Genomic DNA, 16258 nt, shown 5'->3' on the forward strand with positions numbered 1-16258 from the left:
CCGTTGGCCTTCTGTGTATATATTTCATCATTTTTAATACCTAATTTTCTACATGGAGCAACTAAAAGGGCTCCTTTTCTTTCAACCAAAACAGTTGAGGAGAAATATAATAGAATAAATTTCAATTTTCTAGTCGATGGGTAATTGCTGTATAAATATTTCAAGTTTAATAAGGAATAGAACAAAAAAGCTGACACCATCTATATAGGTGCCAGCTTTTGCTTTTTATATCGCTCATATAATTCATACATTCATATAACTAACTTCTATACACTTGCAAACAAAGATTACTTGCGGCGCTTGAGCGCAATGCCGACGGCTACTGCACCAAGCACGACTGCGATGATCGAGAGAACGAGTGCTGTCGTTTGTGCGCCAGAGCTGGCGGGAGCAGCGGCGGCAGGTGCGGCTTCGGTAGCATTGTTTGAAGTGGATGCAGGGTTGCTGCTATCCTTAGCCGTGTCTGTGCTCGCATGGCCTGCTGCGGTGCCAGCCGAATCGTGTCCGCTGTCTGCGGCAGGCGCAGGAGCCTCGGATGTGGCATCAGCCGTGATTTTTGTAATGGAATGAGGATTGTTACTTCCTTCATCGCCTGTCCATTCCACGATACTTCCGTCGCTGTAATATTGGAAAGCGTTCCATGCGGCTTCCGTATTCTGGTCTGCATTTTGTGCGACGAAGCTGAAACGCTGATACTGCCCCGCCTGGATGCCATCTTTGTCGGTCGTCCAGGTAACAGTGGTTACTTTGCCGGAGCTGTCTTTTTCGGTTGCTACTTTCCAATCCGGTACAGGCTCATACTGCTTGAAAACGACTTCTTTCGGGATTTTCAAAGCGACTTTGGTGGTTGGAATGTTTTTTTCGACAGGCACTTTCAGCGTGTACGTTTCCCAAGCGTTAGGCTGTGAAACGGAGGGCTTGACCGTCACGTGGGCACTGGCCATACCTGCAAAAAGTAAAGCACCTGCTGCAATCAGACCCATAGAGGTCGCAAGTCTGGAAAATCTGGATTTTACCGTTTGAATCGTTGTATTCATATCATTTGCTCCTTTAAACAATATAATGATTATCTTTTTCCACCTACGTGCAGAGTAAATTCAGCGTCAACTGCATCCAATGATGCGGTCAGAGCATGTACCTGTACAGTCCATGTTCCTTCGGCGGTCAGGAGCTCTTGAGTTAGGAATGGCTGCTGTTGTTGTGCAGGGAGAACAAATTCCTGCCGGGCTTTGTCAGGGTCTGCCGGGACGAGTGTCAGTGTGACCTGTTGGATGCCCTGAACGGTAGCTCCCTTGGCATCCCTTACGGTTACCTTAAATTCATTGCTGCCCACAGTATTCGGGCTAACCGCCAGCGAGATGCTGTATTCGCCTGCGGTGCGGGTTTCCTCAAACGGTACCGCAGGTGCCTGACCAGGCGAAAGGTGGGTAAGCACCGCCGCCAACAGCATCACGAGCAGGCCGACGGACAGCTCGATGCGCAAGCCCCCGGTGGCACGCTTGGCTGCCGCCGCTTGCCGGGCGCTGCGGAATTGGCTGGCCGCGAAGGCCAGCATGACCAGCAGCAGCGCTGCTTTTCCGAGCAGAACGAGTCCGTAGGACGTGTTCAGCAGCATGGAGGGAGCCGGGACGTACAGCACGGCTCCATAAATCCCGGTGGCGAGCAGCGCCGCCACCATGGCAATGCCCCAGCCGGCAAAGCGGCGCAGGGCCGCTTGCCGCAGAACTGCCCGCTCAGACTCGGGCAGTTCTCGCCCGGCAACAGGCAGGCACACTGCCATGACGGCAAGTGAGCCAACCCAAAAGGCTGCCGCCGCCAGATGGACGAAGTCCGCCGCGATGGCTGGAGCCGGATGGGCCGCCGCCGCCGGATGGCCTGTGAAGGCCTTGGACAGCATAAGGCTCAACGTCATGACGACGGAGCCATAACCCCAGAGACGGCGCTGGCAGTCAGAGATGCTGTGATCCAGCGCGTAAATCAGCGCAACGCTCAGGAGCAGCACGAGAATCATCTGGATGAACCAGATTTGCCCTGCGCCCGTGAACTGGAGGGCTTCTCCAAGAATTGGAAGTGAAAAGCCCTCCCCCATGGAAACTCCTGCATCCCAAGATGCCTGAAGCGGCAGGCTAATCAGGATGGCGACAGACGTTATGCCATAGCCACTCCACAGCAGCGTGGTCCAGCGGGATAATGGGATTGAGGCCCGTTTATCAAGCTCCTGCTGTTCACTCGCTTCTCGACTTCGATTCACACCCGGTAGGATGAACAGTCGGAAACAGAGTGCTCCCAAAAGCAGCGACTGTCCAATATACAGCAACCAGCGGGTAGCGATTAAGTCAGGCCGCGATGCTCCCGAGCTATCGGAGGCGGCAACGGGGTCCTTATACGCACTGGAACCATTGCCGACTTGAAATGGAATCACTCCATTGACCGGATGTCCGTCCGCCGATAAGGCTCTCCAATTGACGGTGTAAATTCCACTTTTCATCCCCGGAATCAGCTTGATTTCCATCGTGTCTTCATGTTCAGGATTAAGCCGCGCTTTACCTGTATCGACCCGTTTTCCTGTTTCATCGGTCACTTTCATCGACATAAAAGCAGACTGCAAATTCTCATTGAAGGTGATTTTTACCTGGGAAGGCGGCTTGTCCAAAACCTGATTTTCAGTCGGACTGGATTCAACGATAAATGCATGAGCCCATGATAAGTGAGGAAACAGTAAAAGTAACGGTAGACACAGCAGCAGAAGACAAGCCGCGCGGGCTGGTCTTAACAGGTGCAACATGCCCGTGAATTCACCTTCTCTCGATTACTTGAAGCGAGGATGTCCCAAAGTGTGACATCTCATACGGTCAAACCTACATTCATACCTTTAATCATAGTACATTTGGCAGGAATAGATGAAGCGAATTATGACACTTATATGAAATTTGAAATAATATGAAAACCCCTGCCGTTGTTGAAATCTGGACGATTTTAACGGTAGGGGTAAAGGGACAAGCATAGGGGAATTAGTGGTCTGCTTCTATGGAATCCAGGAAAGCGGGCTGCTTATGCTGGACATAGTGGATAAAAATAGCCGTTAGCTCCGGATCGAATTGGCTACCAGAGCAGTCACGCAGTTCCTTAATGGCCTCAACAAACGTTTTGGTGGGTTGGTAGGGACGTTCGGTGGTCATGGCATCGAAGGAGTCAATAATCGTCAGCATCCGGCACAGCCGGGGAATTTGCTCGCCCTTGAAGCCGAATGGATAGCCGCCTCCGTCATAGCGTTCATGATGAAGCTCCACAAAAGGAACCAGATCCATGAACCGCTCGTTGGCCTCTACAATTCTTCTGCCCCAAGTGACATGCGCTTTCACCATACACCATTCCTCGTCGGTCAGCTTCTCTTTTTTATTCAGAATATTCCAGGGGATTTCCAGCTTTCCGATGTCATGAATGAGGGCACCTAGTATAAAGCACCGCTTGTCTTCCTGTCCGAGCTGAAGCGCTTCGCTCATGTCTACTGCGTACTTGAACACTCGCTTGGAATGCTTGAAGGTATTAATATCCTTGTACAAAAACAAATTAAGTTGCTGCTCAATATCACGAATATCCTGTCCGAGATCGACTTCGCGTTCCACCTCATTCAGGCTGCCGTGTGTATGAACGATATTTTTCCCCTGCTTTTTGGCGTAATACAAGGCTTTATCTGCCAGATCGACCAATTGTGATCTGTCATAGATGTCGACGCGGCTCTGCACAATACCTGCGGAGAAGGACAAGCAGCCATGCGGAAAGATTTCGACGCCCTCGTAGCGGGAATCATTCAGCCTTTTTCGGATGGCATTGACTATTTCGTAAGCTTGCTCCGCGGTATAGTCGGGCATAAGCAGAGTGAACTCCTCTCCGCCATAGCGGGATACGATAATATTGGAGCCGGAAGTTTCCTTTTTGAGAGTCTCTCCGAGGAATCCCAACAGTTGATCGCCTCTCAGGTGACCGAAGTGATCGTTGTATTTTTTAAAATCATCAATATCAATAAGGGCAAGGCTGAGGGGGGTATTCTGGGTTCTGGCTATATTCAGCTCGGTTTCGAGTGCATTTTCAAAATAACTGTGATTGTACAGCCCTGTTCTGCGGTCCATGTTGGCTTTTTCTTCAATTTCCCGATACATCGTAAACAACTGCTTGAACGCGTGGGATAGAAGCATACTTAGCGCAAGGAACAACAGAAGCCCCAAAATACCGTTATGATAAATCAGTGTGGTCAGTACGAGAGACAGGATGAGTGTGCATAAGTAAACAAGCAGGGATTCAGCGAGAAAAGCCTTTTTTAGCTCATTGAGAGAGCCTTTGTAAGCAATATAAAAGTAGAGACCCAGTGTAACGGTATTCACCGCAAAGTAGCAGAACAGCGCCAGCAGGTAGGAAGTAAAATGCTCTTCGTTCAAGCCCCCCTGCGTTCCGCCGCTTAGCCCAAAGACGGTAGAAGACAGGAAAATTGAAAGCGCATAGATGGAAAAATTGGCGGCATGCTTCCACCAGGACAGTTCTCTATACCGGATTGCGGCAATGAGTACATTGAGCCATAAAATGAGAATAGCGATTTCAGTGCCATGTACAAAAATACAAGCGAGATACACGGAGGAATCCATCGATTGCTTGTTACTGGCTGGCGGCAGCTGGAAGGTAAAATGCTCCAAAATCAGAACTGCTCCCAACAGGGAGTAGATCGTGACCCACTCTGTAGGCGAATAATGCATAAAGGACCAATGGTTCGTATACAAGAGGACGGCCAAGCCTGCCATACATATGAGAAAAACGTATAATCCCGTCGCGCTAACCCGTTCTTGCAGCTTTTTTATTATACTCATCATTTCATTCTCCTGCCTTGTCGTATCTTGATGTCAAAGCTACCAGGGGGTAAATGGGATAATTTACAATTTTGTAATCGAAAATTTCACATGAAAAAACAGGCCGGAATCCAGCCTGTTTTGTTGAGCCTGTGCTTCCCTTTTCCTTATCGGTAATTAGCCTCCGATTTTGTAACCGGAAGTCAAAGCGATTACGACAGAAGCGACGATAATAGCGTTGATAATCACACGGGAATATTTCAAATTTTTCATAGGGTTCACTCCCTTCCTTGGAATAAGGCGCACACTAGGCGTGGCGGGGATGGGTTTCTTGTTGGGTGGTCTTCTTCTTGTTCACGACCATGACACTTTGAATAAACAGAAACATCCCAAAGTTCATGACGACATCTCCAATACTGATCACCTGCGTACGGGGATAGGGCTTGGAGAGTGGAATAATATCACCCAAAAATGATAAACGCGTAGTCGTATCCATCATGTAATGCTTCGAGATAACGATTCCAGATTTAAGCATATCTGTATAATAGGGGCCTAGTACCTCAGAAGCGCTCAACGAGACCGGCATCCTGCCGCCATTTACCGCCATGACGACAAAATTCAACAGGACTCCGATTAAAATAAGCTTGAATCCCTTGTGGTGCCTGTTCAACCAGAGAAAAATCAATCCAACCGCATAGATGCCCATAAACAGATACCCGTTGATGGACGCGAGCCAAGCCCATTTTTCCTGAGCATAAAAAATAATGAACTGCACCAGCAGCAGCACAGGGAACATCCAGCCAGCTATGAGGTGTATTTGGCTGAAACGGATTAAACCCTGTCGCCAGCCCCCTCTGAACAGACCTACAATGAGACCAAGCAGCACTCCATCATAGACCATAGTTATTCTCCAGCTTTCGCAAATTTTTTTGTTTTGGTTAAGGTATGATTCGACCTTAAATTGGTAAATTCCTGCCTGATATGTAGCAGTTTCGAAAAAAAAATGCGGATTAGCGTGTAAATGATCGAAGCAGCGTAAAATGAATGTTATCATAATATATTGAAGTGATATTTCATATTTTCAGAAAAGGATGATTGTTATTATGAATCGGTTTTCCAATACGGTAATGGTTGCCGCAGATATGACCAAATCCCGGATATTATGGATTGCCTTTGTTCTGGGAGCATTGAGCGCTTTCGGACCCTTGTCCATAGATATGTATTTGCCGTCATTGCCTACATTAGCCGACAATTTGCATACGACGACTTCGCTGGCGCAACTCAGTCTGACCGCCTGTCTGTTGGGTCTGGCAGTCGGGCAGATCGTTGCGGGGCCGCTGAGTGATGTAAGAGGACGTAGAGGGCCGCTGGTCGTATCGCTTGTCCTGTACGCCGCTGCTTCGCTGTTATGCGTGTTTGCGCCGAATATCGGCGTGCTTATCGGGCTACGCTTTATTCAGGGTCTTACTGGGTCTGCGGGGATCGTTATCTCCAGAGCCGTTGCGCGTGATCTATATTCGGGCAGAGAGCTGACGCGCTTCTTTTCACTGCTCATGCTGGTGAACGGTGTGGCTCCGATTGCTGCTCCTGTGCTGGGCGGTGTTCTGTTGAATTTTGTATCCTGGCGTGGTGTGTTCATGGTGCTTTGCGTAGTCGGGGTGGCAATGTTAATTGCCGTTGTGTTGGGGCTACCGGAAACACTGCCTGTCAGCCGCCGTTCATCGGGTGGTTTGAAGCAGACGCTTCGTACACTCGGTCATCTTTTTACGGATCGGCGCTTTATGGGATACGCCTTCTCGCAGGCGCTCATTACAGGAGCCATGTTTGCGTACATCGCTGGCTCGCCGTTCGTGCTTCAGGATATTTTCGGGGTTTCACCTCAGACATACAGTATTATTTTCGCGGTGAATGGTTTGGGGATTGTACTGTTTTCCCAATTGACCGGGAGGCTTGTCGGCCGTTTCAGCGAACGGCAGTTGCTCTTGTCGGGGTTGTTGATTGCGGCTGTAGCGGGAATTAGCCTGCTTACGGTGGCCTTTACCGGTGGTCAACTATTTGCTGTTCTAGTTCCGCTGTTCTTTGTTGTATCCTGTGTCGGGATCGTGAGTACAACCACCACCTCACTCGCGATGCAAAGCCAGCAGCGCTCCGCAGGGAGTGCGTCCGCCATGCTCGGCTTGCTGCCTCTGTTGCTTGGCTCTATCGCTTCGCCGCTGGTGGGTCTGGGCAGTGGAACAACGCCTATACCAATGGCTATCGTCATCGCTATAGCGGAAGTTGGTGCGTTGTTAAGTTTTATGGTACTTGCCAAGGAAGCGCGCGTGAAAGCTTGAAATAAGGCGAACAGGTGACATTTATCCGGAAGGTTGACATACCCCATGGGGGTATATTATGCTAGGAGTATATTAACAATGCATGAATGCATAACACAACACAGGAGGCTGATGTATGGCTGAAGAGCAACCTGTTTCCAACGCTGAAGTCCATGAGGCTCATTGCGGAGCAGAAGGGGAAAAGACCGTTAGAAAAAGTCATCACTCGGCAGAATTCAAGAACAGTCTTACATCCCGATTGAACCGTATTGAAGGTCAGGTTCGGGGAATCAAGGGCTTGATCGAGAAGGATACCTATTGTGACGATGTGCTGAACCAGATTGCGGCTGTCCAGTCCGCCCTGAATGGTGTCGGCAAGCTGCTGCTGGAAGGGCATATGAAAAGCTGTGTCATTGAGCGCATGCAGGCCGGAGAGCCGGAAGTGATCGACGAGCTGCTGGTTACGGTCAAGAAGCTGATCCGTTAAGAGCAATACCCATACACATAAATCGGGTACATAAAGTACCCCGGAGGAGGAAACAGAAATGGCACAAGTAACGTTGAACGTAGAGGGCATGAGCTGCAATCATTGCGTGAAAGCAGTAGAAGGAGCCTTGGAGAAAGTCGGCGCTTCCGGCAAGGTCAGTCTTGAAGCGAAACAAGTGGCTGTAGAATACGATGAGTCCAAGCTGAACGTTGAAGCTCTGAAAACCGCAATTGAGGACCAAGGCTACGACGTCGTTTAAGTAAAGGATATGTAGCGCGTAAAAAAATTTGTTTTAAAGGAAAAGCTTCCATGAAGAGGCTTTTTCTTTTGAACATGAATATACCCCATGGGGGTATGTAGGAGGAGAGTAACCATGGAAAACCGTGTGACCGACGGTGACAAGCAGACAACGCTTCATATTACAGGGATGTCCTGTGCTGCCTGTGCCAGCCGTATTGAAAAGGGATTGAATCGAATAGACGGTGTGGCGCAGGCTAATGTGAATCTGGCTCTGGAGCAGGCGTCGATATCGTATGATCCGAAGCAGGCCGACATTCCGGATTTTCGTGATAAAATTGCTTCGCTTGGCTTTGGAACCGTGAGTGAGGAAGCCAATCTGAATGTGACGGGCATGACATGCGCAGCCTGCGCGACCCGGATTGAAAAGGGTCTGAACCGGATGCCGGGTGTGACGGGCGCTGCGGTGAATTTGGCGATGGAAACAGCGCATGTGGAATATGCGGCGGGAAGTATTGCGGTCAGTGATCTGGTGAGCAAGATTGAGCAGCTTGGCTATGGAGCCATCCCGCAGAGTGCCGAGGATAACATCGCAGACGTGCGCAGCAAGGATTTGAATCGTAAAAAATGGAAGTGGATCGTATCTGCGGTACTGTCACTTCCGCTGTTATGGGCGATGGTCACTCATTTTTCATTTACCTCATGGATGTATGTACCGAGCTTGTTTTTGAACCCTTGGTTCCAGTTCGCACTGGCTACGCCGATACAGTTTGTGATTGGTTGGCAGTTTTACGTAGGAGCATACAAGGCGCTGCGCAATGGCAGTTCCAATATGGATGTATTGGTTGCTCTGGGCACGTCTTCGGCTTATTTTTACAGCCTCTATCTCACCTTGCGTCCGTCGACCGTGATGGATGGCATGGGCGGTATGGCTGTTATGAAAATGCCTGAACTGTACTATGAAACAAGCGCGGTTCTGATTACGCTTATTCTCGTCGGTAAATGGTTTGAGGCAGTAGCCAAGGGCCGTTCGTCCGAGGCGATCAAGAGTCTCATGAGTCTTCAGGCGACGACAGCGCGTGTAGTACGTGATGGGCAAGAGCTTGATATACCGATTGAGCAGGTTCGCGTGAAGGACATTTTTATTGTACGTCCCGGCGAGAAAATCCCTGTAGACGGTGTGGTGGTGGACGGACGCTCGGCGGTGGATGAATCCATGCTGAGTGGCGAAAGCCTTCCGGTGGAAAAAGAGGCGGGTTCTGTGGTCACAGGAGCTACGCTCAATAAAAACGGTGTGCTTCGTATCCAGGCTGAGCGTGTCGGTGGAGATACGGCGTTAGCACGTATTATTAAGGTCGTGGAAGATGCGCAAAATTCCAAGGCTCCGATTCAGCGGATTGCTGACCAAATATCAGGAATATTTGTTCCAATCGTTGTAGCTATAGCTGTATTGGCCTTTATCGTCTGGTTTTTCCTTGTGACTCCGACTGATTTTGCAGGCTCCCTGGAGAAAATGATTGCGGTGCTTGTCATTGCTTGCCCTTGTGCGCTCGGATTGGCTACACCAACGTCTATCATGGCGGGATCGGGACGCGCCGCTGAATACGGCATTCTGTTCAAGGGCGGCGAGCATCTGGAGATGACTCGTTCGGTCAATGCTGTGGTGCTGGATAAAACGGGCACGGTCACGAACGGCAAGCCTGAGCTGACGGATGTTGTGGTCGGAGAAGGGAGCTTGGGCGAAACGGATTTGCTGCGGTTGTTGGCTGCGGCGGAAAAAAGCTCGGAGCATCCACTGGCGGAAGCCATTGTAAGGGGCATTGCGGATCGCGGCATTGAGCTAGTGGAGCCGACAGATTTTGAAAATATTCCGGGCTATGGCGTGAAGGCTCATGTGGAAGGCAAGCAAGTGCTGGCAGGTACACGTCGGCTGATGAGTCGTGAGGGCATCACGGTTGGCGAATCGGCCGAGCAGCATATGCATGAGCTGGAGAACGCGGGCAAAACAGCAATGCTGATTGCGGTGGACGGTTTCTATGCCGGACTGGTAGCCGTGGCAGATACGATTAAGGAAACGTCACGGGAGGCAGTTGCCCGTCTGCGTGCAATGAACATTGAGGTCATCATGATTACGGGTGACAATGAACGGACCGCGCGGGCTGTGGCTGCCGAGGCCGGAATTGATCGGGTGCTGGCTGAGGTGTTGCCAGAGGGCAAGGCGGAAGAAGTAAAACGCCTTCAGGAGCAGGGTCTGATCGTAGCTATGGTCGGGGATGGCATTAATGATGCGCCCGCGCTGGCTACCGCTGATATCGGGATGGCAATGGGCACAGGTACGGATGTGGCGATGGAAGCTGCGGATATTACGCTCATGCGCGGCAACCTGAACAGCATTCCCGATGCGATCGAAATGAGCCGCCGCACGATGACGAATATACGGCAAAATCTGTTTTGGGCGTTAGGTTATAACGTGATTGGCATCCCGATTGCAGCATTGGGCTTCCTTGCCCCGTGGCTTGCGGGAGCGGCCATGGCATTTAGCTCTGTTTCGGTTGTGCTGAATGCCCTGCGTCTCCAACGGGTGAAGCTGTAATCAGGTTTGTTTACCAGAGACGGGATACGAACAGCAGACATCACGATAAAGCGTGGACAGTTGTTCATCAGGCAAGTACGCAGGGATTTAATCTCCTGGGTGCTTGCCTTTTTGCTATGTTCAGCTTTTTTTATCAATGCTGTCCCCCTTCATCCTGTCGGGTTGCTTATCATTCCCGAAAGTTTCATAATACTTGTAGTAGTGCCATGCAAACATGCAGAAACCTCTTCGTATATGCACAGTTTGACACAGATAAAAAGCTTATATTATGGATTAGGAGTGAAGCAGTCATGAATGATACGATTTCCTTGTTGATGAATCATCGGTCTGTACGAAAATTCAAGTCAGATGCCGTTACTGACGAGCAGCTCGCAGCTATTGTGGCAGCAGGCCAGATGGCTTCCTCGTCCAGCAATGTACAGGCTTATACCGTCATTGCCGTTACAGAGCCTTCTTTGAAAACAAAGCTGGCTGAGTTGGCAGGTGGTCAGGCTTACGTTGAGCAATGCCCGGCGTTCCTCGTGTGGTGTGCAGATTTGTACCGCTTGAAGCAGGTCACGGTTCATCATCAACCGGGCAAGTCCTCCTATGAAGGTTCCGTCGAAAATTACACGGTTGCGACCATTGATGCCGCGTTAGCTGCACAGAATGCAGCGGTAGCCGCCGAATCGCTCGGTTTGGGCATTGTCTACATCGGGGGTATCCGTACAAAAATAGCCGAGGTATCCGAGCTGTTGGGATTGCCTGAGCTGGTATATCCGGTGTTCGGTATGTGTATTGGTGTACCGGATCAGGAAGAGGGCTTACGTCCACGTCTTCCACTGTCCGGTGTTTTGCATATGAACGGCTACGACAAAAATCAGACGATGAAAGCTGTGGATCTGTATGATCACACATCGGCTGAATATTTGAAGGAACGCACAGGTGGTCAGCGGTCTACCCCATGGTCAGAGCAGATGGCAGCAAGACTGACCGAGCCTACACGTTTGCAGATGAAGTCTTTTTTGGAGCAAAAGGGATTTTTGAAGCAATAAAGGTTGGGTAGGCGATAAAAATAACGCAGCAACATATAAATGGCATAAAGCCGTAGGTATGTTTGAAAAATACAAAGAACCTCCTTTTTGCGCATGATGAAGTCCGCGTAATAGGAGGTTCTTTGCTTTTGTTGTAAGCTTGGCTTGTATATCTTTTCAGGGAATAGCTGATATGACTTTATAAATTAGACAGTGCGTAAAAGCGTCTCGTATTGTCATAAAATAATTGCCGAACGACAGTTTCATTTTGACCTGTCAGCTTGCTGTACGCCCGAATGACTTCGGCGGTCATGCACGGATGGGTCTGTTGTCCGGCAAAAGGCCCTTCAAAGGGCCAAGGGCCGTCCGTTTCCGCCATCACCTGACCGGATGGATACTGTGTTGCCAAATTTCGGATTTCGTCCTCATACAAGAGATCCGGTGTGAGGGAGACATAATAGCCGTTACGGGCCATGCGTTCAGTCGTGGCGGCAGAGCCTTTAAACCAATGGAAATGCGCCTGCGTGACGCCGTGGCGTTCCAGTAAGTCGCAGGTAATGTCCGCGTCCTCGTAAACAGCATGCAGCACAATCGGCTTGTTATGTTTTCCCGCATATCGGACAAAACGTTCCAGCAGTTCTATGTAAGGAGCAAGGTCAAAGGAAACGCCTCTCTCCAAGGCTTCCAGCCGATTATAGTAGGGCAAGCCGACTTCGCCTACGGCAACCATATGCTCTGCATGCTTGTCCATCCAGTCGAACAACAGATCAAGCTCAGCTTGTGATGGAAGAGGCTGTTCGGGATGAAAGCCAAAGGCGGGTCGTACCAGCCCGGGAAAACGCTCAGACAAACGCAAATTGGCCCGGCTGGAGGCAAGTTGCATGGACACGGCTATGACGGCTTCGACGCTGCTATCTGCAAGCGAAGCGAGCAATAGCTCCTGCTGCTCAGGCGGATAGCTATCCACATGAATATGCGCGTCGATGAGCGGTGCGGGTGCTGGCGATGGTGTTCTCACGTCCAGTTTCATGTCCTTCAAGTCATTCATAACGGCTTTACCTCGTCACCTGAAGCATCCTCACGGACGCCTTCAGGGTTGCCCGTGTCGCCTTCCAGTCTGTGCTTTTCCTCGCGCATCCAGCCTGTCATTTTCCGCTTCCATTCGATAAATCGCGGGTCGAGGGTGATTTCTTCCCTGCGAGGACGGGGGAAGGGAACGTCTACGACATGTATCACCGAAGCGGGTCGTGCCGACAGTACGTAGATGCGGTCGGAGAGCAGCAACGCTTCCTCAATGCTGTGGGTAATGAACAGCACGGAGCGGCGGTTCTTTTCCCACATCCGCAGGAGCCATTGCTGCATGTCTCCACGCGTCAGCGCATCCAGTGCGCTGAACGGCTCATCCAGCAGCATCAGCTCTTGCGGACTGAGTAGCGCACGCAGGAAAGCCGCCCGCTGCTGCATGCCGCCAGAGAGCGTATGCGGATATGCCTTTGCGAATGGGCCAAGCCCGACCTGCTCCAGCCATCGCAGGGCATCCTCACGGCGTTCGCGTTCGCTGGCGTGCCGGGGCTGCGCCGCTGTATCTTTACGCGGCGCGTTTTCCTGCCCGAGCAGCACATTGTCCAGCGTGGTACGCCACGGAAAAAGCGCGGGCTGCTGTGGCATATAGCTGATATGCCCACGCTCACCGGTCACGTCTTGTCCGTGCATACGGATGTGTCCTTGCTGGGGCTTGAGCAGCCCGCCGATGATGTGAAACAGCGTGCTTTTGCCGCTGCCGGACGGACCGATCAGGGAGACGAATTCCCCGGGTTTGACGGTCAAGGATACATCCTTCAATACAGGCAGTGAGCTTCGCTTTTCACGGAAGGCCAGGCTGATGCCGTCCAGTTCCAGAGCTGGAGGAGTGGAGGAACGCTCCTGCTGTTCCACGGCCCCTTGGACTTGTTGTTCATCAGCCATATTTTGCGGTGATAAGTCAGTCGGATGCAGACTCATACGCACCACGTCCTTTCTTTGGTATCCTGCGGTTCCAGCGTATTCTGGTCATATCATTTGAAAGCTATTCCTGATCGGGTTTCCAGCGTACCAGCCATTTTTCCAGCAGTAGAATAGCTACGAACATTAGCAAACTGAGTGTAACAATGATGCCAATGGCGGCAAAAATCAGATCCGTACGGTAGGCTGATTTTTGCAGATTCATATAATATCCAATTCCTTCACTGGCTCCGATCCATTCAGCAATGATTGCGCCCATCACGCTGTAGGTGGCAGCAATCTTGATGCCCGAAAATACTTGTGGCAGGGAATGTGGTAACTCCAGCTTCATGAAAATAGTCATGCGGCCTGCGCCCGACATGCGCATATAGCTCATCATCGTGCGGTCCGTCCGTGTCAGCCCGTCCATGGCCGCTACAGCCACGGGGAAAAAGCAGACCAGTGTAATCACCATCAGCTTGGGCAAAACGCCAAAACCAAACCACACCATCAGCAACGGACCGAGAGCGATGGTCGGAATGTTTTGACTAAGAATGAGCAGCGGGTACAGAGCCGATTTGAGAAAAGGGATGGTATGAAGAACGATAGCGATCAATAGCCCTGTCGCTGTACCGATAGCAAATCCTGCCAGCGTTAAGCGAACGCTAGCCCAGGTATGTGCGCTAATCAGCACCGATTGGGCCATTCCTTCCTGCACGATCAGGGACGGAGCAGGCAGTATCCATGATTCCACATGCCAATAGGAAACCGCTCCCTGCCAGGCCGCTAAAAAGAAGAGGACCGCCACAAGGGGCGGCCATACGCTTTTCCACCAGGATGCGTTTTTGCCTTTCGGGTTCATGGGCGATATTTCTCGGTCAGCTTATCCATGCTGATACCCTGCGGGTTATGTGCGATTTTGATCTGTGAAATGACACTTGGACTGCCCGCTTCTGTCAGTGCCTCGTGCATGTCCTTAACCACTTTCAGCAGCTCATCCAGCTCACCTTCCATGGTTGTGTCCAATGGGTTCACCTGATGTTTGACACCAGAGCGCTGAATAACTTCAATCGCCTTATCTACATATGCGTAAGAGTCCTCGTTATTGGGGGTTTTAGGAATCACTTGAATACTGAGCAGTGTGTTAGCCATGTGAATTCACCTGTCCTTTATTTGGAGTGTTTTTAGGGAAATATGGTGGTTTAAGGGGGGGAGACCGCTTCGCGTTTCATTTGATCTTACGATCGCTGTTGCCGTGGGATTCTTTGAATAGTTTAAAAGGTGAGAATCCCACGGCAAAGGCGAACGCTGCGCTTCTTCAGATTCAAATGTAACGCTACGCTGCCAACCGCCTTAAAAGCAACATATTATCGGGTTTTGTTGGTGTGGAATTTTTACACATTTAGCGTTTTAACAAAATGATTAACGCTTGGGCAGGAAGTCGTTGGTAAAGGCTTTATCGACTTCCAAGGGTTTGCTGAGCAGCTTGCGCTCATACATCCAGTCGGAGTAGTTTTTCCATATCTCCGCTTTTTGTACGCCCCATTGGGTGGCATCGTCCTGATAACGTGGGCTTAGCCATTTTTGGCTGGCGAGCACCAGCTTTTTATCCAGCTCCGGAACCGCTTTGGTCAAGATGTCTGCGGCTTCTTCCGGGTGAGCGATGGTATATTCATAGCCTTGAGCGGTTGCGTCCATGAAGGACTTGACCAGCTCAGGATCATTTTTAATGGTCTGTTCGTTGCTCACGATGACAGGTGTATAGTAATCCAGGCTTTTGGAATAATCTTTTACATACAGCATATCCAGTGGCTCACCCCGTAATTGGGCTTCCATCCCGGTCCATGCGTAGAAAATCCAGGCAAAGTCGATATCCCGCTTCACGGCTGTAAAATAATCGGCATTGCCCATGTTGATGATCTTCACCTTGCTTACGTCGCCTTTGTCTGCGTCCATGATGGATTTCATGACCGCTTCTTCTACGGGCGAACCCCAGCCGCCGTAGGTTTTACCTTCAAAATCCTTCGGGCTCTTAATCCCGCGGTCAACCGGGGCTGCGAAGCCTGATGTATTATGCTGGATGACCGCAGCGATGGATACGAGCGGTACCCCTTGCGTACGAGCTTGTGTGACGCCCTCCTGATAGCTGATACCAAAAGGTACAGCATTGGAAGCAACCATTTGATCGGCTCCGCCTGAGCCGGGTTGAACGATCTGGACATTCAAGCCTGCTTTTTCATAAAATCCTTTGTCCTTGGCGACATAGAGGCCCGTATGATTCGTATTTGGCGTCCAGTCGAGCACGACTTTAACGTCCTTGAGTCCCTTTGTCGGGGAGGATGATTGGGTGTTGGCGGCAGGAGTCTCGCCTTGTGGGGCAGAGGGGGAGCTTCCGCCGCAGGCGGTCAGGGTCAGGGCCATTAACCACAGGCTGATCAGCCCGAGGCTTAACATTTTCATGCGCTTCATCGTTGTGTTCTCTCCTTTATTACCCGTAATCCGTCGGATCAGACAGCTTATGTTTCCCATTTCACAAAAATAACTTCTGCCGGACGCTATCTGTTCCAACAACATCATCTTCAACAAAAAAAGCGCCCCGATGTTCCGGGACGCTTGCGCATGTATATACCAAAGTAAGGGATGGGCCTGGTCAAAGAAAAGGCGCATCTTGCTTAAGCATTCCTACGCTGGCATTACCCAGATCAGGTTGTAAGGGTCAGTGTCTTGGGACACACTCTCAGCCGGCCGATTCCAGCACCCCTGGCATTGTATAGTCGAATGGGTTATTCATTCGGGTT

Annotated in this window: 14 protein-coding genes and 1 riboswitch; of the genes, 5 read left to right on the plus strand and 9 right to left on the minus strand. The window is 50.6% G+C overall.

The window, feature by feature from the left end; genetic code table 11:
- Positions 1 to 287: 287 nt before the first annotated feature.
- The 4 genes from E0698_RS16385 to E0698_RS16400 all read right to left on the minus strand — a co-directional run bounded on the left by E0698_RS16385 (position 288) and on the right by E0698_RS16400 (position 5739).
- Positions 288 to 1037: a YcnI family copper-binding membrane protein gene (locus E0698_RS16385; protein ID WP_192512229.1), complete on the minus strand. Its 750-nt coding sequence runs from the start codon at positions 1035 to 1037 to the stop codon at positions 288 to 290.
- A gap of 29 nt (positions 1038 to 1066) precedes the next feature.
- Positions 1067 to 2785, minus strand: a complete 1719-nt coding sequence (locus tag E0698_RS16390) for a copper resistance CopC/CopD family protein (RefSeq protein ID WP_192512230.1) — start codon at positions 2783 to 2785, stop codon at positions 1067 to 1069.
- A 226-nt stretch (positions 2786 to 3011) separates the two neighbouring features.
- The gene (locus tag E0698_RS16395) at positions 3012 to 4862 is read right to left on the minus strand and encodes a bifunctional diguanylate cyclase/phosphohydrolase (protein ID WP_192512231.1); all 1851 of its coding nucleotides are present in this window, start codon (positions 4860 to 4862) and stop codon (positions 3012 to 3014) included.
- A gap of 283 nt (positions 4863 to 5145) precedes the next feature.
- A complete protein-coding gene (locus tag E0698_RS16400; RefSeq protein ID WP_192512232.1) occupies positions 5146 to 5739 on the minus strand; it encodes a DUF5317 domain-containing protein in 594 nt (197 codons plus the stop codon).
- Positions 5740 to 5941: 202 nt separating this feature from the next.
- On the opposite strand from E0698_RS16400, the gene E0698_RS16405 reads away from it, so the two are divergent.
- From E0698_RS16405 to nfsA, 5 genes are all read left to right on the plus strand, one after another.
- Positions 5942 to 7171 carry a multidrug effflux MFS transporter gene (locus E0698_RS16405; protein ID WP_192512233.1) on the plus strand — a complete coding sequence of 410 codons (1230 nt, stop codon included), beginning with the start codon at positions 5942 to 5944 and terminating at the stop codon, positions 7169 to 7171.
- A 115-nt stretch (positions 7172 to 7286) separates the two neighbouring features.
- Positions 7287 to 7637, plus strand: a complete 351-nt coding sequence (locus tag E0698_RS16410; protein WP_025683235.1) for a metal-sensitive transcriptional regulator — start codon at positions 7287 to 7289, stop codon at positions 7635 to 7637.
- Between the two features lie 58 nt (positions 7638 to 7695).
- Positions 7696 to 7896 carry a copper ion binding protein gene (locus E0698_RS16415; protein WP_025683234.1) on the plus strand — a complete coding sequence of 67 codons (201 nt, stop codon included), beginning with the start codon at positions 7696 to 7698 and terminating at the stop codon, positions 7894 to 7896.
- Positions 7897 to 8010: 114 nt separating this feature from the next.
- Positions 8011 to 10467, plus strand: a complete 2457-nt coding sequence (locus E0698_RS16420; protein WP_192512234.1) for a heavy metal translocating P-type ATPase — start codon at positions 8011 to 8013, stop codon at positions 10465 to 10467.
- A gap of 290 nt (positions 10468 to 10757) precedes the next feature.
- A complete protein-coding gene (gene nfsA / locus E0698_RS16425; protein ID WP_134911462.1) occupies positions 10758 to 11501 on the plus strand; it encodes an oxygen-insensitive NADPH nitroreductase in 744 nt (247 codons plus the stop codon).
- A 178-nt stretch (positions 11502 to 11679) separates the two neighbouring features.
- Here nfsA and E0698_RS16430 read toward each other — a convergent pair whose 3' ends face one another.
- The 5 genes from E0698_RS16430 to E0698_RS16450 form a co-directional block, all read right to left on the minus strand.
- On the minus strand, positions 11680 to 12528 hold the full coding sequence (locus E0698_RS16430; protein WP_192512235.1) for a TatD family hydrolase: 849 nt from the start codon (positions 12526 to 12528) through the stop codon (positions 11680 to 11682).
- A complete protein-coding gene (locus tag E0698_RS16435) occupies positions 12525 to 13481 on the minus strand; it encodes an ABC transporter ATP-binding protein (RefSeq protein WP_192512236.1) in 957 nt (318 codons plus the stop codon). Before E0698_RS16435 ends, E0698_RS16430 begins: the two co-directional genes overlap by 4 nt.
- Before the next feature lie 64 nt (positions 13482 to 13545).
- Entirely contained in the window at positions 13546 to 14322 is a 777-nt protein-coding gene (locus E0698_RS16440; protein WP_192512237.1) for an ABC transporter permease, read from the minus strand.
- Positions 14319 to 14612: an MTH1187 family thiamine-binding protein gene (locus E0698_RS16445; RefSeq protein WP_134911458.1), complete on the minus strand. Its 294-nt coding sequence runs from the start codon at positions 14610 to 14612 to the stop codon at positions 14319 to 14321. The genes E0698_RS16440 and E0698_RS16445 overlap by 4 nt, the downstream gene beginning before the upstream one ends.
- A gap of 270 nt (positions 14613 to 14882) precedes the next feature.
- Positions 14883 to 15929, minus strand: coding sequence for an ABC transporter substrate-binding protein (locus tag E0698_RS16450; protein WP_192512238.1), 1047 nt, complete (start codon positions 15927 to 15929; stop codon positions 14883 to 14885).
- Between the two features lie 193 nt (positions 15930 to 16122).
- Positions 16123 to 16232: riboswitch (TPP riboswitch) on the minus strand.
- Positions 16233 to 16258: the final 26 nt, after the last annotated feature.

Origin of the sequence: Paenibacillus sp. 23TSA30-6, from assembly GCF_014858585.1 — a bacterium.
Lineage (GTDB): Bacteria > Bacillota > Bacilli > Paenibacillales > Paenibacillaceae > Paenibacillus.